General features: G+C 57.0%; 23 protein-coding genes. 17 read left to right on the forward strand and 6 right to left on the reverse strand.

Annotation, left to right across the window (positions count from 1 at the left end):
* Positions 1 to 84: 84 nt before the first annotated feature.
* The 6 genes from urtA to zinT are packed head-to-tail and all read left to right on the forward strand — an operon-like array spanning position 85 to position 6,222.
* The gene (urtA, locus tag LOC22_RS21100) at positions 85 to 1,356 is read left to right on the forward strand and encodes an urea ABC transporter substrate-binding protein (RefSeq protein WP_015570544.1); all 1,272 of its coding nucleotides are present in this window, start codon (positions 85 to 87) and stop codon (positions 1,354 to 1,356) included.
* Positions 1,357 to 1,378: 22 nt separating this feature from the next.
* Positions 1,379 to 2,953 carry an urea ABC transporter permease subunit UrtB gene (gene urtB, locus LOC22_RS21105; protein WP_015570543.1) on the forward strand — a complete coding sequence of 525 codons (1,575 nt, stop codon included), beginning with the start codon at positions 1,379 to 1,381 and terminating at the stop codon, positions 2,951 to 2,953.
* Positions 2,953 to 4,026 carry an urea ABC transporter permease subunit UrtC gene (urtC, locus tag LOC22_RS21110; protein ID WP_015570542.1) on the forward strand — a complete coding sequence of 358 codons (1,074 nt, stop codon included), beginning with the start codon at positions 2,953 to 2,955 and terminating at the stop codon, positions 4,024 to 4,026. The genes urtB and urtC overlap by 1 nt, the downstream gene beginning before the upstream one ends.
* Positions 4,026 to 4,823, forward strand: a complete 798-nt coding sequence (urtD, locus tag LOC22_RS21115; protein WP_015570541.1) for an urea ABC transporter ATP-binding protein UrtD — start codon at positions 4,026 to 4,028, stop codon at positions 4,821 to 4,823. The genes urtC and urtD overlap by 1 nt, the downstream gene beginning before the upstream one ends.
* Before the next feature lie 9 nt (positions 4,824 to 4,832).
* A complete protein-coding gene (gene urtE, locus LOC22_RS21120; RefSeq protein ID WP_032103021.1) occupies positions 4,833 to 5,531 on the forward strand; it encodes an urea ABC transporter ATP-binding subunit UrtE in 699 nt (232 codons plus the stop codon).
* Between the two features lie 52 nt (positions 5,532 to 5,583).
* Positions 5,584 to 6,222, forward strand: coding sequence for a metal-binding protein ZinT (gene zinT / locus LOC22_RS21125; protein ID WP_023296607.1), 639 nt, complete (start codon positions 5,584 to 5,586; stop codon positions 6,220 to 6,222).
* Between the two features lie 46 nt (positions 6,223 to 6,268).
* Here zinT and ydeE read toward each other — a convergent pair whose 3' ends face one another.
* Entirely contained in the window at positions 6,269 to 7,486 is a 1,218-nt protein-coding gene (gene ydeE, locus LOC22_RS21130) for an efflux MFS transporter YdeE (protein ID WP_048247391.1), read from the reverse strand.
* A gap of 193 nt (positions 7,487 to 7,679) precedes the next feature.
* Between ydeE and eamA the strand changes: the two genes are divergently transcribed.
* Positions 7,680 to 8,579, forward strand: coding sequence for an O-acetylserine/cysteine exporter (eamA, locus tag LOC22_RS21135; RefSeq protein WP_017383984.1), 900 nt, complete (start codon positions 7,680 to 7,682; stop codon positions 8,577 to 8,579).
* A gap of 38 nt (positions 8,580 to 8,617) precedes the next feature.
* Here the strand turns inward: eamA and marB are convergent, their stop codons facing one another.
* The 3 genes from marB to marR are packed head-to-tail and all read right to left on the reverse strand — an operon-like array spanning position 8,618 to position 9,701.
* Positions 8,618 to 8,833, reverse strand: a complete 216-nt coding sequence (gene marB / locus LOC22_RS21140) for a multiple antibiotic resistance protein MarB (protein WP_015570538.1) — start codon at positions 8,831 to 8,833, stop codon at positions 8,618 to 8,620.
* 32 nt (positions 8,834 to 8,865) lie between these two features.
* Complete coding sequence (marA, locus tag LOC22_RS21145; RefSeq protein ID WP_001303241.1) at positions 8,866 to 9,246, reverse strand: MDR efflux pump AcrAB transcriptional activator MarA; 381 nt, start codon at positions 9,244 to 9,246, stop codon at positions 8,866 to 8,868.
* A 20-nt stretch (positions 9,247 to 9,266) separates the two neighbouring features.
* Positions 9,267 to 9,701, reverse strand: coding sequence for a multiple antibiotic resistance transcriptional regulator MarR (marR, locus tag LOC22_RS21150; protein ID WP_017383983.1), 435 nt, complete (start codon positions 9,699 to 9,701; stop codon positions 9,267 to 9,269).
* Positions 9,702 to 9,956: 255 nt separating this feature from the next.
* Here marR and LOC22_RS21155 point away from each other — a divergent pair, with 255 nt between their 5' ends.
* On the forward strand, positions 9,957 to 10,622 hold the full coding sequence (locus LOC22_RS21155) for a MarC family NAAT transporter (RefSeq protein ID WP_017693435.1): 666 nt from the start codon (positions 9,957 to 9,959) through the stop codon (positions 10,620 to 10,622).
* Positions 10,623 to 10,859: 237 nt separating this feature from the next.
* On the opposite strand, the gene LOC22_RS21160 is transcribed toward LOC22_RS21155, so the two are convergent.
* Positions 10,860 to 12,056 carry a sugar transporter gene (locus LOC22_RS21160; protein ID WP_023296611.1) on the reverse strand — a complete coding sequence of 399 codons (1,197 nt, stop codon included), beginning with the start codon at positions 12,054 to 12,056 and terminating at the stop codon, positions 10,860 to 10,862.
* A 176-nt stretch (positions 12,057 to 12,232) separates the two neighbouring features.
* Between LOC22_RS21160 and LOC22_RS21165 the strand changes: the two genes are divergently transcribed.
* A complete protein-coding gene (locus LOC22_RS21165) occupies positions 12,233 to 13,021 on the forward strand; it encodes a PhzF family phenazine biosynthesis protein (protein WP_017693433.1) in 789 nt (262 codons plus the stop codon).
* A gap of 22 nt (positions 13,022 to 13,043) precedes the next feature.
* Complete coding sequence (locus LOC22_RS21170) at positions 13,044 to 13,856, forward strand: PhzF family phenazine biosynthesis protein (RefSeq protein ID WP_017693432.1); 813 nt, start codon at positions 13,044 to 13,046, stop codon at positions 13,854 to 13,856.
* Here LOC22_RS21170 and ptrR read toward each other — a convergent pair.
* Entirely contained in the window at positions 13,853 to 14,731 is an 879-nt protein-coding gene (gene ptrR / locus LOC22_RS21175; RefSeq protein WP_017382364.1) for a putrescine utilization regulator PtrR, read from the reverse strand. The genes LOC22_RS21170 and ptrR overlap by 4 nt on opposite strands.
* A gap of 99 nt (positions 14,732 to 14,830) precedes the next feature.
* Between ptrR and sad the strand changes: the two genes are divergently transcribed.
* From sad to LOC22_RS21210, 7 genes are all read left to right on the forward strand, one after another.
* Positions 14,831 to 16,213 carry a succinate-semialdehyde dehydrogenase gene (gene sad / locus LOC22_RS21180; RefSeq protein ID WP_047733356.1) on the forward strand — a complete coding sequence of 461 codons (1,383 nt, stop codon included), beginning with the start codon at positions 14,831 to 14,833 and terminating at the stop codon, positions 16,211 to 16,213.
* A gap of 127 nt (positions 16,214 to 16,340) precedes the next feature.
* Positions 16,341 to 17,930, forward strand: coding sequence for a methyl-accepting chemotaxis protein (locus LOC22_RS21185; protein ID WP_230239186.1), 1,590 nt, complete (start codon positions 16,341 to 16,343; stop codon positions 17,928 to 17,930).
* 86 nt (positions 17,931 to 18,016) lie between these two features.
* Positions 18,017 to 18,919, forward strand: a complete 903-nt coding sequence (glsB, locus tag LOC22_RS21190; protein ID WP_015570529.1) for a glutaminase B — start codon at positions 18,017 to 18,019, stop codon at positions 18,917 to 18,919.
* Positions 18,919 to 19,281 (forward strand): DUF4186 domain-containing protein, encoded by a 363-nt coding sequence (locus LOC22_RS21195; protein WP_003857163.1) that lies wholly within the window; start codon positions 18,919 to 18,921, stop codon positions 19,279 to 19,281. The genes glsB and LOC22_RS21195 overlap by 1 nt, the downstream gene beginning before the upstream one ends.
* Before the next feature lie 58 nt (positions 19,282 to 19,339).
* Positions 19,340 to 20,305: a sensor domain-containing diguanylate cyclase gene (locus LOC22_RS21200; protein WP_047735373.1), complete on the forward strand. Its 966-nt coding sequence runs from the start codon at positions 19,340 to 19,342 to the stop codon at positions 20,303 to 20,305.
* A gap of 82 nt (positions 20,306 to 20,387) precedes the next feature.
* Complete coding sequence (locus tag LOC22_RS21205; RefSeq protein ID WP_047735375.1) at positions 20,388 to 20,915, forward strand: GNAT family N-acetyltransferase; 528 nt, start codon at positions 20,388 to 20,390, stop codon at positions 20,913 to 20,915.
* 117 nt (positions 20,916 to 21,032) lie between these two features.
* Positions 21,033 to 22,484, forward strand: coding sequence for a tagaturonate reductase (locus LOC22_RS21210; protein WP_047741284.1), 1,452 nt, complete (start codon positions 21,033 to 21,035; stop codon positions 22,482 to 22,484).
* Positions 22,485 to 22,532: the final 48 nt, after the last annotated feature.

Consider the following 22,532-nt stretch of genomic DNA (forward strand, 5'->3'; position numbering starts at 1 on the left):
GCTCTCCTGAAACTGACGTTACTTTTTCTGCGTCCGGGCGGTAACGGACGTCTTCGCACAGATTTCTTTTTCAGGAGTGAAAATATGCACCGTCGTACCTTTATAAAAGCGTTCGCCTTGTCCGCCTCCGTGGTCGCCATGGGGGTCAGTTTTGGCGTCCAGGCCGCAGAGACCATTAAAGTCGGGATCATGCACTCACTCTCCGGCACGATGGCCATTTCAGAAACGCCCCTGAAAGATGTCGCCCTGATGACCATCGACGAAATCAACGCCAAAGGCGGCGTGCTCGGGAAAAAGCTGGAGCCGGTGGTGGTTGACCCGGCATCCAACTGGCCGCTGTTTGCCGAAAAGGCCCGCCAGCTTCTGAGCCAGGATAAGGTCGCCGTGGTGTTTGGCTGCTGGACCTCCGTATCGCGTAAATCAGTTCTGCCGGTTTTTGAGGAGCTGAACGGTTTGCTGTTCTATCCGGTGCAGTATGAAGGTGAAGAGATGTCACCTAACGTCTTCTATACCGGCGCGGCGCCTAACCAGCAGGCGATCCCGGCGGTGGAGTACCTGATGAGCGAGGACGGCGGCAGCGCGAAACGCTTCTTCCTGCTGGGAACGGACTACGTTTACCCGCGCACCACGAACAAGATCCTGCGCGCCTTCCTGCACTCGAAAGGCGTGGAAGATAAAGATATTGAAGAGGTCTACACCCCGTTTGGTCATAGCGATTACCAGACCATCGTCGCCAGTATCAAGAAATTCTCCGCGGGCGGTAAAACGGCAGTGGTCTCCACCATCAACGGTGATTCCAACGTGCCTTTCTATAAAGAGCTGGCGAACCAGGGGCTGAAAGCCACGGACGTGCCGGTGGTGGCGTTCTCGGTGGGCGAGGAGGAACTGCGCGGCATTGATACCAAACCGCTGGTGGGTAACCTGGCGGCGTGGAACTACTTTGAATCCGTCGATAACCCGACCAACCAGACCTTTGTCGCGGCCTACAAAGCCTACGCGAAAGCCCATAAGCTGCCGAATGCCGATACCGTCGTCACCAACGATCCGATGGAAGCGACCTATGTCGGCCTGCATATGTGGGCGCAGGCGGTTGAAAAAGCGGGGACAACCGACGTGGACAAAGTGCGCGCGGCAATGGCGGGCCAGTCGTTCAACGCGCCGTCCGGCTTTACGCTGACCATGGATGCCACCAACCACCACCTGCATAAGCCCGTCATGATTGGTGAAATCGAAGGCAACGGCCAGTTCAATGTCGTCTGGCAAACCGAACAGCCGGTACGCGCTCAGCCGTGGAGCCCGTTTATCGCCGGGAATGACAAAAAACCTGACCAGCCGATGAAAACCGCCAGCAACTAAGCAACCACCAGGGAGAGACGTCATGAACGCCATGCGCATAATTATTGCGATTGTGTGGCTTACCGGACTGCTGCCAGGGATGGTGCAGGCATCGGATGCCGATGATTTCGTTGCCGCTAGCCGCAGCCAGCAGACCGCCATGCTGACCCGCTGGGCAGCCACGCCGGAACCTGCACGTTTGCCGCTGCTTAAGGCGCTGCAACAGGAGAACCTCTACACCGACAGCCAGAAGAAGGCTTTTACCCGCATCGACGGCGAAATGGTTGCCCTGGGCGCGGCAAAGAGCGCCGAAGGAACGACCAAAGCCGTGCGGCTGACCAACCGGCTGCGCGTGTTAACCGTCACGGCGCTGGCGACGCATCAGCTTGTCAGTGACAGTGTCACCGAAAGGCGTCATGCCGCGCGGCAACTTCAGCGTGACGCTCAGCCGGATATGCTCGGGTTTCTGCAACAGCGGGCTAACCGCGAAACGGATGACGTCACCCGACAGTCGCTGAGGCTGGCGCTGGCAAATCTTCAGCTGGCGAGTCCGCAGGCGGAAACGCGCCTCAACGCGGTTGAACTGTTGGGACAGTCTGACGATCCGGACGTTCAGGCCACGCTGACGCCGTTCACCCGGGCGCAAACCGAGCCGGACGCACGGGTACGTGCCGCCGCCGCTGAGAGCCTGGACCGTATTCAGCACCGGCTGATGTGGGGCGAACTGCTGGGGCAGGCCTTCATGGGCTTGTCGTTGGGATCGGTACTCTTGCTGGCCGCGCTCGGGCTGGCTATCACCTATGGTCTGCTGGGGGTGATTAACATGGCCCACGGCGAAATGCTGATGCTCGGGGCGTATGCCACCTGGATGGTGCAGCAGGTTATGGCGCAGTGGATGCCTCAGTGGCTGGCGCTTTATCCGGTGGTGGCGCTGCCGGTGGCGTTTTGCCTGACGGCAGGTATCGGGATGGTGCTGGAGCGCACGGTGATCCGCCATCTGTATGGCCGCCCGCTGGAAACCCTGCTCGCCACCTGGGGGATCAGCCTGATGCTTATCCAGCTGGTGCGCATGACCTTTGGCGCCCAGAACCTTGAGGTCGCAAACCCGGCCTGGCTGTCCGGCGGGGTGCAGGTTTTCGCCAACCTGACGCTACCGTGGAACCGCATTGTGGTGCTCGGGTTTGTGCTGATGGTGCTGTTCTTCACCTGGCTCATTCTGAATAAAACGCGTCTGGGGCTGAACGTGCGGGCGGTGACGCAAAACCGCAGCATGGCGGCCTGCTGCGGCGTCCCCACCGGACGGGTAGATATGCTGGCGTTTGGCCTCGGGTCCGGCATTGCCGGGCTGGGCGGCGTGGCATTGTCCCAACTGGGGAACGTGGGACCGGAGCTGGGCCAGGGATACATCATTGATTCGTTCCTGGTGGTGGTGCTCGGCGGCGTCGGCCAGCTGGCCGGTAGCGTCGCGGCGGCCTTTGGTCTGGGGATCTTCAATAAAATTCTTGAACCGCAGATGGGCGCCGTGCTGGGCAAAATCCTGATTCTGGTGGCGATCATTCTGTTTATTCAGAAACGTCCGCAGGGGTTATTCGCACTTAAAGGGAGGGTGACAGACTGATGAGCCAGCCATTGACCTTAACACTGGCGCGCAGGGCACCGCGCTCCACGCAAATCTTCGGCAGTCTGCTGGTTGCGGCGCTGCTGGTGCTGCCTTTTCTCGCGCTGTTGCCCGCAACGCATCCGCTGGCCGTTTCTACGTGGATGTTGACGCTCATCGGCAAGATCCTCTGCTACGCAGTTGTCGCCGTGGCCCTCGATCTGGTCTGGGGCTATGCCGGTATGCTCTCACTGGGGCACGGAATATTCTTCGCCCTGGGCGGCTATGCGATGGGCATGTACCTGATGCGCCAGGCGGCCGGGGACGGGCTGCCCGCGTTTATGTCGTTTCTCTCGTGGAGCGAGCTGCCCTGGTTCTGGTGGGGAACGCAGCATTTTGCATGGGCTCTGGTGTTAATTGTGACGATCCCCGGCCTGCTGGCGCTGGTCTTCGGCTGGTTTGCTTTTCGCTCGAAGATCAAAGGGGTCTATTTCTCCATCATGACCCAGGCGCTGACCTACGCGGGCATGCTGCTGTTCTTTCGCAACGAAACCGGCTTTGGCGGCAATAACGGCTTTACCGGCTTTACCACGCTGCTCGGGTTTTCCGTCACGGCGACCACCACGCGGATCGCGCTGTTTCTCGCAACGGTCGTGCTGCTGCTTCTGGCCCTGGGCACAGGCTACGCGCTGGCGAAGAGTAAATTTGGCCGCATTTTAACGGCGGTGCGCGATGCGGAAAACCGTCTCACGTTCTGCGGCTACGATCCGCGCGGTTTCAAGCTGCTGGTCTGGACGCTTTCCGCCGTGCTGTGTGGCCTGGCGGGAGCGCTGTACGTTCCGCAGGTGGGCATTATCAACCCGGGTGAAATGTCGCCGACCAACTCGATTGAAGCGGCCATCTGGGTAGCGCTGGGTGGACGCGGCACTCTGGTGGGCCCGGTGATTGGCGCGGCGCTGGTCAACGGTGCGAAGAGCTTTTTCACCGTGGCGATGCCGGAGTACTGGCAGCTGTTTCTGGGGCTGATTTTCATCGCCGTGACGCTGTTTTTACCGCGCGGCGTGTTCGGTCTGTTTCGTAAGGGAGAGAATTAATGCAGCCCTCTGAAGGACTCTTTACCCGCCAGCTACCTGGCGACCGTTACCGCGAGCAGACCGATCCGGTGTTGCAGCTCGAGGCCATTAACGTCAGTTTCGACGGTTTTCAGGCGTTGACCGATCTCTCGCTGAACATCGGCGTCGGAGAATTGCGCTGCATCATTGGCCCTAATGGCGCCGGTAAAACCACGCTGATGGACGTGATTACCGGCAAAACCCGGCCAAAAAGCGGGAAAGCTATTTACGATCAGTCCATCGATCTGACTGCCCTGGAACCGGCGGCCATCGCCCGTCAGGGCATTGGCCGTAAGTTCCAGAAGCCGACCGTGTTTGAAGCGCTGACCGTAGGGGAAAACCTCGAAATCGCCATGAAAGCCGACAGGTCCGTCTGGGCGAGCCTGCGGGCCACGCTCAGCGGCGAGCAGCGCGACCGCATTGATGAGATGCTGGTTTTGCTGCGGCTTGGCAGCGAGCGCGATCGCCGTGCCGGACTGCTTTCCCACGGACAGAAGCAGTTTCTGGAGATCGGCATGCTGCTGGTGCAGGACCCGCACCTGTTACTGCTGGACGAACCCGCCGCCGGTATGACCGACGCAGAGACGGAATACACTGCCGAGCTGTTCCGCACCCTGGCAGGCAAGCATTCGCTGATGGTGGTTGAGCACGATATGGGTTTCGTCGAGACCATCGCCGACCACGTCACGGTGCTGCATCAGGGGCGGGTACTGGCGGAAGGTTCGCTTCGCGAGGTACAGGCCAATGAACAGGTAATTGACGTCTATCTGGGACGTTAAGGAGAGGTGATGTTACAGGTTAGCGAACTGAATCAGTACTACGGCGGAAGTCATATTCTGCGCGGGGTGAGCTTTGAGGCGGTCGTCGGGGAAGTTACCTGCCTGCTGGGGCGCAACGGGGTGGGCAAAACCACGCTGCTGAGGTGCCTGATGGGGCTGATCCCGGTGAAAGGCGGGGAGGTGGTCTGGCAGGGAAAGAGCATCACTCACAGTAAACCGCACCAGCGGGTGCAGTCCGGCGTGGCCTATGTTCCGCAGGGGCGGGAGATTTTTCCGCGTCTGACCGTAGAAGAAAACCTGCTGATGGGGCTGTCACGCTTCTCCGCGGGAAACGCAAGGAGCGTACCAGAGGAGATTTGGCAGCTTTTCCCGGTGCTGAAGGAGATGAAGCACCGACGCGGAGGCGATCTTTCCGGTGGTCAGCAGCAGCAGCTGGCGATAGGTCGCGCGCTGGCGAGCCGTCCACGGTTACTGATTCTGGATGAACCCACGGAAGGTATTCAGCCGTCGGTGATTAAAGAGATTGGGCAGGTGATCCGCAGCCTGGCGAACCGGGGGGATATGGCCATCCTGCTGGTGGAGCAGTTTTATGATTTTGCGGCAGAGCTGGCCGACAGCTATCTGGTGATGTCGCGCGGCAGCATCGTCCAGCAGGGGCGCGGGGAGAACATGGAGCAGGAGGGCGTTCGCGGGCTGGTTGCGATCTGAAATGTTATAATATAACATCCTCATTCTTATAAAACGGAATGAGGATTTTGCTGTGGCTGCACAACTTGCAAAAATTGCGCTGACTCTGGGAACGCTGCTGGTAAGCGGCTCGCTTTTTGCCCATTCGCACGGTCATCAGATGACAGAGGCGGAACAGAAGGCGGCAAACGGCGTCTTTGAGGATAAAGACGTCAGGGACAGGAAGCTGTCTGACTGGGACGGGACCTGGCAGTCCGTTTATCCGTTCCTGCTTGATGGTTCACTGGATCCGGTTTTCGAAAAGAAAGCGCAGAAGGGAGAAAAATCCGCTGCCGAGGTGAAGACCTACTACCGCAAGGGGTACGCGACGGACGTGGACGCCATCGGCATTGAAAACAACGTGATGGAATTCCACCGAGGCAAAACGGTGAGCAGCTGCCGCTACGACTACAGCGGCTACAAAATTCTGACCTATGCGTCGGGGAAAAAAGGCGTGCGCTACCTGTTTGAATGCAAGGATAACGCGAGCCAGGCGCCTAAGTTTGTGCAGTTCAGCGACCATATCATCGGGCCGAAAGCCTCTTCTCACTTCCATATCTTTATGGGCAACACCTCCCACGAGGCGCTGCTGAAAGAGATGGATAACTGGCCGACCTACTACCCGAATGAGATGTACAAAGAGCAGGTGGTGGAGGAGATGTTGCACCACTAGGGTGTTGGTTTTGCCGGGTGACGGCTTCGCCTTACCCGGCTTACGATTAGGGTTTTGTCGGTCGGGTAAGCGCAGCGCCACCCGACACGCTATCTTCACTTTTCACGCGCATCCCGCGCAGTATCATCAGCCAGGCCGCAATGATGGCGGCCATCATAATGATAAATAATGACCAGTGCGGCAGATGGGTCAGGATGAGCCCGGTGATCATCGGGTTCGCCGCCGCGCCGAGCCAGCCCAGCGCCTGGGCGGAGAAATAGCTCGCCTTCATGCCCGGCGGGGCGATATTGTCGATCAGCATGTATTCACCCGGTGCATAAATAATTTCACCCAGGGTGAAAATCGCCGCCGCGATCCCCCAGTAAATCAGGTTCTCGCCGGAAAGCATAAACCCGCCCAGCCCGAGGATGAAAAAAAGCGTCGCGGCGGTCATTAACGGACGAATATTGCTGGCGGTGATCTTACGTCCAAGCGCGTATTGCAGGGTGACGACCACCGCCGCGTTGACGGGCAGCACAACGGCCACCACCTTTTCTGCGAAATCACTGTCCGCATGTGCGGCGAGGACATACTGGGAAATGCAGGTGGCGAACGATCCACCCACATACGACGCCAGCAGGCCGGAGAGCGTGTACCAGAACAGCGCCCGGTCTTTCAGCAGCACCGAGGGCTGCCACGGCATTTTCTCCTCAGGGCTGTCTGAGGCTATGCTTTTCTGCACAAAGAAATGGATAAACCCGAGCGGCAGTGCGGCACAGAAGGCGGCCAGCCAGAACGGCAGTTGCAGGCTGTACATCACCAGCAGGGTGCCGATCGGCGGCCCGATCGTCCAGCCAATGTTCAGGAAACTGTAGTTGAGTGAGAAAACGCGCGCCTTTTCGCTGGAGGTCAGCACGTCGGCAAACCATGCTTTCAGCACCGTTGAGAAGACGGAATAGGCGCAGTTAATCAGGGCAAAGAACAGCACCACCAGCGTCACGTTATTCATCAGCGGAATCGCCACAAACCCGGCGATAAAGGCTACGATGGCGATCAGCATATAGCGTTTTTTGTCGAACTTATCCGCCAGGATGCCAAACCCCAGGCTAAACACCACGCCAATGGTCAACGCCACGGTAAGGGCATAGCCAATATTCTCCACGCTCATATCGTACACGCGTGTGAGATATATGGTCATAAAGGGCAGCGTTGCCCCGCGGCCAATTGTTAATAACAATGACGATGCCAGCAGCGCTGCGGTTGAGCGCCTGATTGATGGTTTCATTTTCCTGCCCGACAAATGCTTATGCTTTTTTTGTTGTGTTATTACAGGATTATCATGGGATCGGCAGCTTGTATAGCACCCAATTTATCCGCAGGTGCTTCTCTCCAGTACCAGAATTAATGATCTTCTCGCGGGGCTATTTTTTCTGTTACCTTGAAGTGTTTACAAAATTTTAATAATTCAGGGGCGGAAAATGACGCGGAAAGACGGGCTGTTAGCGTTGCTGGTTGTCGTGGTGTGGGGACTCAATTTTGTGGTCATCAAAATGGGGTTGCACAACATGCCTCCACTGATGCTGGCGGGGCTGCGCTTCCTGCTGGTGGCCTTCCCGGCGCTGCTGTTCGTTGCCCGCCCGAAAATTCCCCTTAAGCTGCTGCTGGGCTACGGCCTTACCATCAGCTTTGGTCAGTTTGCGTTTCTTTTTTGCGCCATCAAATTCGGTATGCCTGCGGGCCTGGCTTCGCTGGTGCTTCAGGTGCAGGCGTTCTTTACCATCATTCTCGGCGCATTTGTCTTCGGCGAACGCTTGCAGGGCAAGCAGCTGGCGGGCATTAGCCTTGCGGTCTTTGGCGTGCTGGTGCTGATTGAAGGCAGCCTCAACGGTCAGCATGTCGCGCTGCTAGGCTTTATGCTCACCCTGGCGGCGGGGCTGAGCTGGGCGTGCGGCAATATCTTTAACAAACTGATAATGCAGCACGAGACGCGTCCGCCGGTCTTATCGCTGGTGGTCTGGAGCGCATTGATCCCAATCGTGCCGTTTATGGCCGCGTCGTTTATTCTGGATGGTCCGCAGGCGATGTTGAAAAGCCTGGTGGAGATCGACCTGACGACGATTTTGTCGCTGATCTACCTGGCGTTAGTCGCCTCAATCATTGGCTATGGTATCTGGGGATCGCTGCTCGGACGCTATGAAACCTGGCGTGTGGCGCCATTATCGCTGCTGGTACCGGTGGTCGGGCTTGCCAGCGCCGCACTGTTGCTGGATGAAACGCTCAGCGTGCTGCAACTGTGTGGCGCAGGGCTGATTATGGCCGGGCTGTATATCAACGTCTTTGGCTTGCGGGTGCGTCGGGCAACGCAGGTGCGGGGTTAAGGCAGAAAAAAGCCCCGCATTAGCGGGGCAAAAACGAATTACAGGTCGTGGTTGTAATACGGCACGCCTAATTCGTCGGATTTGTCGCTGCCAGCGCCCATGTGATTGAAGTCCCAGGGCGACTGGTTTTGCGTGGACGGCATAATCATGGTGTCACGATTATTTTGCTGCCCCGCATTGGGGGTTTGCTCCGCGAAGCTCTGGCCGGAAACCAGCACCAGCAAGGTGAGGGCGGCGGAGGCGATAAATTTCATGATTTCCTCGGTTACGTCTTAACAGGCGATGATTAACTGCAATGTTTTAGCGGATACAGATAACGGGATTCACCCGGCATACTGGTAATACGGTACTTATGAGGCGGCACGTCAAAGTAGTTCTTGAACGTACGCGTCAGGGTTTGTTGCGATTCAAATCCGTAGCGTTCCGCCAGATAGAGGATCGGCTCATTGCTTTCTTTCAGTTTTTGGGCAATCTCCGTCAGCTTGCGGCTGCGAATATATTGTCCTAATGAATGGCCGGTCTCTTTTTTAAACATCCGTTGCAGGTGCCATTTTGAGTAACCTGAACGCTCAGACACTTTCTCAAGAGAGAGTGGAGATTCCAGGTTATCTTCGATCCAGTCCAAAATGCTATGAATGGTGATAGCGTCAGTATTGCGTCTGGACATCGTCATACCTCTTTTTCTGTTTACGGCAGGATTTTCTTGAGTAAGAGCTCAAGCGTTGCCACTTCATCTGCCGATAAGTTTTTTGTCAGTTCCTGGTGCAGTGTTTGTCCTACTAATTGATGACATTGCTCACACATGGCCGCGCCATCGCTGGTCAGTTTCACCAGTACGCCACGTTTGTCATTCGGGTTAGGGCTTCGTTCTATCCATCCTTTACAGACGAGACGATCCAGCATGCGGGTTAACGCACCCAGATCGACAGAGAGCACCTTTTTCAGCTCAACCGGCGTGATACACACTTCGCAGCGAATGGAACACAGCACTTTGAACTGTGTTGCGGTGATATCCAGCGGTGACAGATAGTCATTGAGCAGGCGATCTTTTTTCTGGTTAACCATATGAATAAGACGACCCAGTGGGATTATGTCGTTAAAGAGGTCACTGGTGCTTTTCACAATGGTTGCCCTGGCAAGTAGTTTAGTCACGGCAGATATTATTGCTCAGGCAAGTATAAGTCAACTGAATGAATCGGCCGATGCCACGAAATGCTAAAACGCTTCAGGAACTTATTCTGTACGCTTTTAAATCATACAGATAATCTGGGGTTATGAATTACGCGAGACAATTATGGTTACGCTGTCGGATGGCTCCGGACGAGGATTTGCCCCTATAATTGCGATGTTGAATAAGGATAAGGACTGCGGTGCATTATGTTGGATTTGATTAAAGCAGTGGGGCTTGGACTGGTGGTGTTGCTGCCGCTGGCGAACCCGTTAACGACGGTGGCGCTTTTTCTGGGGCTGGCGGGGAACATGAACAGCGCAGAGCGCAATCAGCAGTCGATGATGGCCTCTGTCTATGTCTTTGCCATAATGATGGTGGCTTATTACGCCGGGCAACTGGTGATGAATACCTTTGGTATTTCGATTCCCGGTCTGCGTATTGCTGGCGGGCTGATTGTGGCCTTTATTGGTTTCCGGATGCTGTTCCCGGCGCATAAAGCGCACGAATCCCCGGAAGCCAAAAGCAAATCGGAGGAGCTTGAAAGCGAACCGAGCGCCAACATCGCGTTTGTGCCGTTAGCCATGCCGAGCACGGCGGGGCCGGGGACGATTGCGATGATCATCAGTTCCGCCTCAACGGTGCGTGATGGGACGACATTCCCGCACTGGGTTATCACCGTTGCGCCGCCGATCATTTTTGCGCTTATCGCTATTATCGTCTGGGGGTCATTGCGCAGCTCCGGGGCGATTATGCGCTGGGTGGGTAAGGGGGGGATTGAAGCTATCTCCCGACTGATGGGTTTTCTGCTGGTCTGTATGGGCGTGCAGTTTATTATTAACGGCGTGCTGGAGATTGTTAAGACGTATCATTGAGAACGTTGCCGGGTGGCGGCTTCGCCTTACCCGGCCTACTCGCAATGGATATAATTCTTATGAATATAAAGCGATGCGTCTTCTGCAACCACTCCTCTGGCAACGAGAATCGGTATCTATGATTGTCAGACCAAAATGACAGATGAAAGATTCCGTTATCTTGGCGGTGATGAAGAACACGGATATTAATGCTTCGTAGGCCGGGTAAGGCGAAGCCGCCACCCGGCATAACAAACGTCAACCGTGGCTGGACTGTTCTTCCATCGCGACCGGCCATTTACGGAAGATAAGCACCGACCAGATCAGCGCGATCAGCGCCGGAATCGCCCCGAGATAACCAATGGCCGACATCGATACATGCAGGCTGATCTGATTTCCCACCAGCGCACCGGCTCCAATCCCCAGATTAAAAATCCCGGAGAAGAGCGACATCGCTACGTCCGTGGCGTCCGGGGCCAGCGCCAGCACTTTGACCTGCATTCCCAGACCAATAATCATGATTGCCACGCCCCAGAACAGACTGAGGATCGCCAGATGACTCTCGCTGCCTGCCGCAGGCATCAGTAACAGCAGGCATGCCAGCAGCAGACCAATCGCACTGCTTACCAGCGCAGACGCGTGCTTATTGCCCAGCTTCCCGAACAGGATGCTGCCGATAATCCCCGCGCCGCCCAGGATCAGCAGCAGAACGGTGGCAAAGTTAGCGCTAAAGCCCGCCACAACCTGAACAAACGGCTCAATATAGCTGTAGGCCGTGTAATGGGCGGTCACCACAATCACGGTCAGCAGATAGATGCTCATCAGCGCCGGTCGACGCATCAGCAGCGGCAGACTTTTCAGCGAGCCGGAGTGTTCGCTGGGCAGTTTTGGCAGCAGTTTGATCAGACACACCAGGGTGATCAGCGCCCCCATACCGATGGCAAAGAAGGTGGTGCGCCAGCCGAAGTATTGTCCCACAATGCGCCCGATCGGCAGGCCTAACACCATCGCCAGCGCCGTACCGGTGGCAATCAGGCTCAGCGCCTGGGCGCGTTTTCCCGCCGGAGCCAGACGAATGGCGAGGGACGCGGTGATCGACCAGAAAACGGCATGGGCAAACGCGATGCCAACGCGGCTGATGACCAGCACGGTAAAGTTCCATGCCATAAATGACAACACATGGCTGGCAATGAACACCACAAACAGCCCAATCAGCAGCTTACGACGTTCCATCTGGCTGGTCAGCAGCATAAACGGCAGCGACATCAGCGCCACCACCCATGCATAGATGGTCAGCATAATGCCAACCTGTGCCGTTTCCATATGGAAGCTGGCGGCGATGTCGGACAACAGCCCAACCGGAACAAATTCCGTGGTGTTGAAAATAAACGCGGCGATGGCGAGCGTGACCACGCGTAGCCACGCGACCCTGCGGGAAACCGTGTGTGTTGTCATAGGGATATCTGGGATTCGTTGCCTGAAAGATGAGGAGACGATCTTAAAGCCTTAAACGGCGAAAACTCAACCGTTATGTGATGTGAATCACAAAATTTACCTTCATGCAGCGGTAGCGAACGGGGGTATTTTCATCGAAGATAAAGAACAACACAACAAAAACAGGCGGTAACACGATGCAGGAGATTGATTTTTATCTGGTAGATGCGTTCAGCGCGTCCTCCTTTGGCGGCAACCCGGCGGTGGTGTGCCCGCTCGACGCGTGGCTACCGGATGAGACGTTACTGCGGATGGCACAACAGCATAACCAGTCAGAAACCGCGTTTTTTGTGTGTACCAAAGGGGGGATCGAGTTGCGCTGGTTCACCACGCTCACCGAGGTTAATCTCTGTGGTCACGCGACGCTTGCCGCAGCGTATGTACTGTTTCACGAACTGGATTATCCGGACTCACGCCTTCATTTTGACACTGCCTCTGGTCGCCTGACCGTCAGTCGTGAAGGTGACTGGATGACGCTGGACTTCCCGGCCTGCCCGACGCAGGCACAGACGCCGCCACCGGAGATGCTCACCGCACTCGGTATCAGCCACTACGTCGAGGCGCGAAAAGGCCGCGCCTGGGTGCTGGTACTGGAGAGCCGCGAGCAGGTTGAAGCCCTTAATCCGGATTTCTCCGCCATGACGCCGGGCGAGCATAAAGTGGCTGTCACTGCCCGGGACGAGGGGGAATACGACTTTGTCAGCCGTTTCTTCTCGCCAGGCGTGGCCGTGCCGGAAGATCCTGTCACCGGCTCCGCGCACACCATGCTGATCCCGTACTGGAGTGAACGGCTTGGCAAAACACAGATGTTTGCCCGCCAGGTTTCTGCCCGTGGTGGCGACGTACGCTGCGAACTCAAGGGCGACCGCGTGCGGATGGGCGGGCAGGCGGCGCTGTATCTGAAGGGCACAGTATTTCTGCGCTGAATAAATCTAAGAGGAACAAACGATGCAGGAAATTGATTTTTATCTGGTAGATGCCTTCAGCGACAGGGCGTTCGGCGGCAATGCGGCGGCGGTGTGTCCGCTGGAAGCGTGGCTGCCGGATGAGACGCTGCTGAAGATGGCGAAGCAGCATAATCAGTCAGAGACGGCGTTCTTTGTCCGAACGGATAACGGGTTTGAACTGCGCTGGTTTACCACGCAGGATGAAATAAACCTCTGCGGCCACGCAACCCTCGCGGCTTCTCACGTTATTTTCGAATACCTGGATTATCCGCATACGGAAATCACCTTCACCACGCGCTTTGTCGGCGATCTGACGGTACAACGCAGCGGCGACTGGCTGACGCTTAATTTCCCAGCGTGGTCAACTGAGGTTGTCGATACTCCACCCGCAGTGCTGTTCAGCGCGCTGGGCATTAACGCGGCAAACGAGGTGCGTGTGGGGCGTGACTACATGGTGGTGCTCGACAGCCAGCGGCAGGTGGAGGCGCTGACGCCGGATATCGCGGCTATGCTCCCGCTGGGGAAAATGGTCTGCGTTACGGCGCCGGGGGATGAGTATGATTTCGTCAGCCGCTTCTTCTGCCCGGGGGAAGGGGTGCCGGAAGATCCGGTGACGGGATCAGCTCACAGCATGCTGATCCCGTACTGGAGCGAAAAGCTCGGTAAAACGCAGATGTCGGCCCGCCAGGTCTCCTTGCGCGGCGGGGATCTGCGCTGCGAGCTGAAAGGCGACCGCGTGCTGATTGGCGGGCAGGCCACGTTGTATATGAAGGGGAAAATTTTCCTTCGACTCCAGGACTACGTTCAACATTAACAACTGGGCGCTGGTGGCTGACGCTCGTTCAGCAGCGCGATAAACGCCTCAAGCTGGCGAGTCATCGCCCCGCGTCGCCACACCAGCCAGGTGGTGAGCCAGCGCCAGTTTTCCGCCAGCGGCCACGCCGCCACCTGATGATGCCCCGGCATGCTCTCCAGCATGGAGCGGGGCATTAGCGCAATGCCTGCCCCGGCAATCACGCAGGCGAGCATCCCGTGATAGGACTCCATCTCATGGATCCTTCCCGGCGTGACCCGGTCGGCATGAAACCAGCTCTCCAGATGACGCCGGTAAGAACAGTTGGCGCGAAAGGCATACACGTCGCTGCCGCTCACCTGCGTGGCTTTTGATACTTCTGCGTGACCCGCAGGGGTGACCAGCATCATCTCTTCCCGGTAAACCGGCATCCCTTCCAGTTCCGGGTGCGAGAGCGGCCCGTCGACAAAGGCGGCGCTGAGCGTCCCCTCAAGCACGCCGTCAATCATCGTACCGGAAGGCCCGGTGGACAACGCAAACTGAATGCGCGGATAGCGCTGGTTAAACCGCGCCAGACTTTCCGGAATGCGCACGGCGGCGGTACTTTCCAGCGCGCCGAGCGAGAATAATCCCTGCGGTTCATCCCCGGCGACGACCATTCGCGCTTCGTCAACCAGCGCCAGGATCTGCTTGCTGTAGCGCAAAAAATTGTGCCCGGCGGGGGAAAGCCGCAGGCGCTGATTCTCGCGAATAAACAGTTCCACGCCGAGATCCGCTTCTAGCTGTCGGATGCGGGTGGTGAGGTTTGACGGCACCCGGTGTACCTTCTGCGCCGCCTGGGTAATGCTGCCGGTCAGTGCGACGGCGTTAAACATCTCAAGCTGTGTTAAGTCCATACCGTTCTCGATTCGTGAATAAGGTGGTGAGTATTATTCATTTTTAAGAAATAGCAGAGTAGGCCACAATCAATCAACTGTTATTACGTGGAGAACATCATGACCTATTCATCTGCTACCCATGCCCACTCTGTCAACCCGGCTACCGGCGAAACGCTGGCTGCTTACCCGTGGGCAACGTCCGGTGACGTTGAGCGTGCCATTGCGCAGGCGGATACCGGTTTTCGTCAGTGGCGACGCGAAAGCGTGGCGCACCGGGCGCAAAAACTTCGCGATCTGGGTGCGGCGCTGCGTAGTCGTGCGGAAGAGATGGCGCAGACTATCTCCCGGGAGATGGGCAAGCCCATTGTGCAGGCGCGTGCGGAGGTGGCTAAATCCGCCAGCCTTTGCGACTGGTACGCTGAACACGGCCCGGCGATGCTGCACCCGGAATCTACCCAGGTCGATAATGCAGTGATTGAGTACCGCCCGCTGGGGCCGATTCTGGCTGTTATGCCGTGGAACTTTCCGCTCTGGCAGGTGCTGCGCGGTGCGGTGCCGATCCTGTTGGCAGGGAACAGCTATCTGCTTAAACATGCGCCAAATGTGCTCGGCTCGGCGGAGCTGATCGGGAAGGTGTTCGCGGATGCCGGTTTCCCGGAGGGGGTCTTTGGCTGGGTGAATGCGACGAATGACGGCGTCAGTCAGGCGATTAACGATCGTCGTATCGCGGCGGTGACCGTAACCGGCAGCGTTCGGGCTGGTGCGGCAATTGGCGCGCAGGCGGGCGCGGCGCTGAAGAAATGCGTGCTGGAGCTGGGCGGCTCCGATCCGTTTATCGTTCTGAACGATGCCGATCTGGATCTGGCCGTCAACGCGGCGGTGGCCGGACGTTATCAGAATACCGGGCAGGTTTGTGCGGCGGCGAAACGCTTTATTGTGGAAGCGGGCGTGGCGGACGCCTTTACCCAACGCTTTGTTGACGCGGTCAAGGCGCTGAAGATAGGCGCACCGGATGAGGAAGATAACTATATTGGCCCGATGGCGCGATTTGATCTTCGCGATGAACTGCATCAGCAGGTGCAGGCTACGCTGGCGGAAGGGGCGACCCTGCTGCTCGGCGGAGAGAAGCTTGCCGGGAGCGGAAACTATTATGCCCCAACCGTACTCGGCGGCGTCACCCCACAGATGACGGCCTTTCGTCAGGAGCTGTTTGGTCCGGTGGCGGCAATTACCATCGCGAACGATGCGGCGCACGCGTTGCAGCTGGCTAACGACAGCGATTTTGGCTTATCGGCGACGGTCTTTACCGCGAACGATGCGCTGGCTGAAACCTTCGCGCGTGAGCTGGAGTGCGGCGGGGTGTTTATCAACGGCTACAGCGCCAGCGATGCGCGCGTCGCGTTTGGCGGGGTGAAGAAGAGCGGCTTCGGGCGAGAGCTTTCTCATTTCGGTCTGCATGAGTTCTGTAATGTGCAGACGGTGTGGAAGGATCGCGTCTAGTCTTGTTGCCGGGTAAGGCCAGGCCGCTACCCGGCAGTTCACGTTTCCTGTCATTTTTGCGTAATGGTTCTGTCATTTTCGTTTCGTAGACTCGCTCGCGTCTAACGTATTGTTACAGAAGAAAATTATGAACCTAACGCAAATTTTTAGTCGTCTTGCGCCGCGCTTTATCCCTCGTCAGTTTGGCCTGCTGACCGGCATCTTTTGTATCATTGGCCTTTTCTCCGCCCTGCAACTCTCTTCCTCCTTCCTGCTGACCGCCTCCCTGAATGAAGCCCAGCGTAACGAACAGCGCAATCAGCTGGCCTGGCAGCAGCAGAGCAGGCTGGATCAGGCCCGTATTTCTCTGCTGGCGGCCAGCGATCTGCTCAACCGCTCCGGCGTGTACTTTATGCAGGATAAAGAGACCGGCTCGGAAGGAAGCTGGCATAGCCTGATGGACGAGGCGCAAAAATCCCTGGCGGCGTCACAGCAGGCATGGCAGGCCTGGCTCGCGCTTAATCCGCCGAAAGACAACGGGCTGGTTAACAGCTATCAGCTGTTTTTCGACGCCATCCGAGAGCAGGCGGAGGGGCTGGTGAAAACCAACAGCATCGACCTCTTTTTCGCCGTACCCGCCCAGGCGTTTCAGACCGATTTTAATGACAATTTCGCACGCTATCAGCAACGGAGTGAGAAGCAGACGATACAGGGGCGTCAGTCGCTCATGGAACAACTCTCAGGTCTGCAACGGCTGTTCCTGTTTGCGCCGCTGGTGCTACTGGCCATTGCCATAGCCGTCTGGTTCGGAATGGCGAAGTGGGTGATATCCCCGCTACGCCGTCTGATTATCCAGATTAACCAGCTTGCGGCAGGGGATTTGTCAGGCACGCCGCCTGACGTTGTGCGCTTTAACCGTGAAATCAGCCAGCTCAGCGGCAGTATTACCGCCATGCAGCGCGGGCTCCAGCAACTGGTGACCCAGGTCAGCGAGGCCACTACCTCCATGGTTGAAAATATCGGATCGCTTGCGCAGGGGAATCAGAAGCTTTATCAGCAGTCTACGCGACAGGCCAAAGAGCTGGAGGAGGTGACCGCACACATCGCCGATCTCGAAACCCACGTTGAGGGGAACACGGGTTATGCTAAACTCGCCCGCTCGCGCGCGGATGAAGCCCGACAGGCTGCCGCTGGTGGGGAGCAAATGATGTCAGCGGTGAATGGCTCGATGCAGACGATCGTCGACCGATCCTCAGAGATGCGCGGGATCGTCGCGATGATCGACAGCGTGGCGTTTCAGACCAACATTCTCGCCCTCAATGCTGCCATTGAAGCCGCCCATGCAGGAGAGCAGGGGCGCGGATTTGCGGTGGTTGCCCGGGAAGTGGGGCTGTTGGCCAGAAAAAGCAGTCACTCTACGCAAACCATCCAGGCGCTAATTAACCACTCGCTACAGGGCATTGAAGAAAGTTCTCAGGTGGTAAACCGTCTGGAAGAGAATTTGCAACAGGTCACCGGGCTGGTGGCGAATCTGAGCAGCCTGCTGAATGATATTTCGCTGGCTACCCTGAATCAGGGGGACAGCATTCATCAGATGACCCGTCAGCTTCAGGCGCTGAATCAGGTATCGCGTCGGACAGATGTGCTGGTTAGCGAAGCGTCAAATGCCTCTGAGCACCTGCATAAGCAGTCCGATCTTTTGTTGCAGGCCGTCTCGCGTTTTCGTCTCCCTGCCTGACGTGACGTATCAGCCTCTGTTATACTCGCAGCCCGTTTTAGCCTGAGGGCAAGGAGCAAAGTGTGGCTGCGGTCATCCATAATGAGATGCTGGACGAGATTCTGGCGCAGGTTCGTCCGTTACTGGGGCAGGGTAAGGTTGCCGATTACATTCCCGCGCTGGCTTCGATCAGCGGTAATAAGCTCGGTATCGCCATTTGTACTGTCGACGGTCAGCGTTTTCAGGCGGGAGACGCGCTTGAGCGCTTTTCGATTCAGTCGATCTCAAAAGTGCTTAGCCTCGTTGCCGCCATGCGCCAGTATGACGAGCAGGAGATCTGGCAGCGGGTGGGCAAAGATCCGTCCGGTCAGCCGTTCAACTCCCTTCTCCAGCTGGAAATCGAACAGGGTAAGCCGCGTAACCCGTTTATTAACGCCGGGGCGCTGGTGGTGTGCGATATGCTGCAAAGCCGGCTGAGCGCGCCGCGCCAGCGGATGCTCCAGATTGTGCGGCAGCTTTCCGGCGTGCAGGACATCGCCTACGATCCGGTGGTAGCGCGCTCTGAATTTGAACACTCTGCACGTAACGCCGCCATTGCCTGGCTGATGAAGTCCTTCGGCAACTTTCATAATGACGTCGCCACGGTGCTGCAAAACTATTTTCATTACTGCGCGCTGAAGATGAACTGCGTCGAACTGGCGCAGACTTTTCTGTTTCTGGCGCATCAGGGCCATGCCCCGCATCTGGGCGAGGACGTTGTCTCCCCGATGCAGGCCCGGCAGATCAACGCCTTAATGGCAACCAGCGGGATGTATCAGAATGCCGGGGAGTTTGCCTGGCGCGTGGGGCTGCCGGCTAAATCCGGCGTTGGCGGTGGGGTCGTGGCGATTGTCCCTCACGAGATGGCGATTGCCGTCTGGAGCCCGGAACTGGACGAGACCGGAAATTCACTGGCGGGCGTGGCGGCGCTGGAACAGCTGACCAAACGCCTTGGACGGTCCGTATACTGATGTCCACGTTAGATCCTCTGTTCGCGCGCCTGGCTCGCTCCACGTTCCGTTCACGATTTCATTTAGGGACGAAAGAGCGGCAATACTGCTGGGATAAGGGCGCGGAGACTATCGATAAGCATGCTGCTGATTTTGTCGCCGCGCGGCTGGCGCCTGCACACCCGGTGAATGACGGTAAGCAGACGCCAATGCGCGGCCATCCGGTTTTTATCGCCCAGCATGCCACGGCAACCTGCTGTCGGGGCTGTCTGGCTAAGTGGCACGCTATCCCGCAGGGCGTGCCGCTGAGTGCGCAGCAACAACAGTATATCGTCAACGTAATCCATCATTGGCTGGTCATAGAGGTAAATCGTGCCTCCTGAACTGACAATGTCTCTGTTTAAGCTACGCTTTTACTAATGCTCAGCGTCAGGAGACGTTATGAAGGCACCTCAAATTCCCGTGAATGAAGCGGAGCGCATGAATGCTCTGCGCGAGTCCGGTCTGCTTGAGATCGACAATTACCCTGCGTTTGATCGTCTTACGCGGCTGGCAACACGCTTTTTCAGGGTGCCGCTGGCGATGATTACGCTGGTGGATGACCACGCCGCGATCGTGAAGTCTGCCGACGGCCAGGTACCTGCCACCCAGCCTCGCGATCTCTCGTTTTGTGGTCATACGATCCTGGGTGACGCGCCGCTGGTGGTGAGTGACACGCTGCTGGACGAACGCTTTGCGGATAATCCGCAGGTGGTGGGAGATCCGGGCGTGCGCTTTTACGCCGGTTTCCCGCTGCGTTTACGTGACGGGGCGTGCGTGGGATCGTTGTGTCTTATTGATTACGCGCCTCGTGAGTTTACCGCGGCGGATGCCGCCGTACTGGCCGATCTCAGCGCGCTGGCAGAGGATGAATTTGCGGCCGTTAGCGCGGCCACAACCGATGAACTCACGGGGCTGTTTAACCGTCGCGGGTTTAACCAGTTTGCGCAGTTTGCACTGTCGGTTTCGCAGCGTCGGGCAGAACCCTTAACCCTTGGCTGGCTGGATCTGGACCATTTCAAATCGATTAACGATCGCTTCGGGCACCAGGAGGGCGACAAAGCCCTGAAAGCGATGGCCGCCCTGATGCGTTCCTCATTCCGCGAGGCCGATCTGCTGGTACGTTTCGGGGGAGATGAGTTCGCGGTACTGTTTGCGGATACCGATGAGCCTGGCGCCTGGATCGCGATGCAGTATCTTGTCGAACAAACGGAAAATTACAACGCGCGCCAGCTGCATCCCTGGTCGTTACAGTTCTCCTGGGGGTTAAGCGAGTTCGATCATCACCGTAACGATATGCAGGCGTGGTTAAAGCATGCGGATGCGCAGATGTACGCCATGAAGCGGCAACACCACGGCGAAAAATGACATAACGAAATCCTATGTCATCACTTATTGCGTTACAAAAATGTTAATAGCAAAGTGGAGAGATTCAACCTAAGGACGCACAATGAACTCTCCCATGCTGATTAAACCTCTCTCCCGGCAGGACATCCTCACCCACATCGATGCCCTGAACGATATTCTCATGAACTGTGTCAACGGCGGCGCCTCCGTCAGCTTTATGCTGCCTTTTTCTGCCGGGAAAGCCCAAACCTTCTGGGTCGGCGTCGCAGACAGCGTCGGGCGCGACGAGCGTACCGTCCTGGGCTGTTTTGATGCGGAGCAGGGGCTGGTTGGCACGGTCCAGCTGATCACCGATCAGCCTGAAAACCAGCCGCACCGTGCAGATGTTGCGAAATTGCTGGTTCATGAGAAAGCGCGCCGTAAAGGGGCGGCAATGGCGCTGATGGAAGCCCTGGAGGCGGTTGCACGTGAAAAAGCGCTTACGGTACTGGTGCTTGATACCTCAACCGGCAGCGGCGCGGAGACGTTTTACCAGAGAGCAGGCTGGCAAAAGGCGGGGGAGATCCCACGCTACGCCCTGATGCCGAACGGGGACATGACGGCGACCTCGGTGTTCTATAAATTTCTGTGATTATTTTTCACCATCGCATCCTGAGTTGATCCAGACAGGGGTTATGGTCCTGAAGTTTTGATAAGTTATCACACCAATCTTATCAGGCTGTATGACTAATCATAAAGGACCTCCATTGTGAACACACTCAACCGTCGTGATTTCCCCGGTGCGCGCTATCCTGAACGTATCATCCAGTTTGGCGAAGGTAACTTCCTGCGCGCGTTCGTTGACTGGCAAATCGACCTCTTAAACGAGCATACCAATCTCAATGCCGGTGTGGTGATTGTGCGGCCGATCCAGAGCGATTTTCCGCCGTCCCTGAGCACCCAGGATGGTCTGTATACAACGATTATTCGCGGTCTGAATGAGCAGGGGGAAGCGGTAAGCGATGCGCGTCTTATTCGTTCCGTGAATCGTGAAATCAGCGTCTACAGCCAGTACGATGAATTTCTGAAGCTCGCCCATAACCCGGACATGCGGTTTGTCTTCTCCAATACCACGGAGGCGGGGATCAGCTATCACGCGGGGGATAAGTTTGACGATGCGCCAGCTGTCAGCTATCCGGCCAAACTGACGCGTCTGCTGTTCGAGCGTTTTACCCACTTTAACGGGGCAGCGGATAAAGGCTGGATTATCATTCCTTGCGAACTCATCGACTACAACGGCGATGCCCTGCGTGAACTGGTGCTGCGCTATGCACAGGAGTGGGCGCTGCCGGCGGCATTCATTGCGTGGCTGAATGATGCTAACACTTTCTGTTCGACGCTGGTTGACCGCATTGTTACCGGCTATCCGCGTGATGAGGTGGCAGAGCTGGAAGCCGGGCTGGGCTATCACGACAGCTTCCTCGACACGGCGGAACATTTCTATCTGTTTGTTATTCAGGGGCCGAAATCACTTGCAGCTGAATTGCGCCTGGATAAATACCCACTCAACGTCCTGATTGTTGACGATATCAAACCGTATAAAGAGCGTAAGGTGGCGATCCTCAACGGCGCGCACACGGCGCTGGTTCCGGTCGCTTTTCAGGCCGGCCTGGATACGGTAGGGGAAGCCATGAACGACGCGGAAATTTGCGCGTTCGTAGAGAAGGCTATTTATGAGGAGATTATTCCGGTCCTTGATCTGCCGCGCGACGAGCTGCACTCCTTCGCCAGTGCCGTAACGGGGCGTTTCCGTAATCCGTACATTAAGCATCAGCTGCTGTCGATTGCCCTGAACGGGATGACCAAGTACCGCACCCGCATTCTGCCGCAACTGCTGGCAGGGCAGAAGGCGACCGGCAAACTGCCAGCACGCCTGACCTTTGCCCTGGCGGCGCTGATTGCGTTCTACCGCGCCGAACGCAACGGTGAGCCTTATCCGGTGCAGGACGATGCGCACTGGCTTGAACGTTACCAGCAATTGTGGACGCAACATCACGACAAACAGGTCACTACCCGTGAGCTGGTATCGTCGGTGTTAAGCGTGAGCGAGCACTGGGAGCAGGATCTGACTCAGGTGAACGGACTGGTAGAACAGGTTGCGCAGGATCTGGATGCGATTTTAAGCAAAGGCATGCGCGATGCGGTGAAACCGCTCTGCTAATCATGATGCCCGGCGTTTGCCGGGTTTTTTACAGACCCTATTTAGTTA

This window comes from Enterobacter sp. AN-K1, from assembly GCF_020971765.1.
Taxonomy (GTDB): Bacteria; Pseudomonadota; Gammaproteobacteria; order Enterobacterales; family Enterobacteriaceae; genus Enterobacter; species Enterobacter hormaechei_C.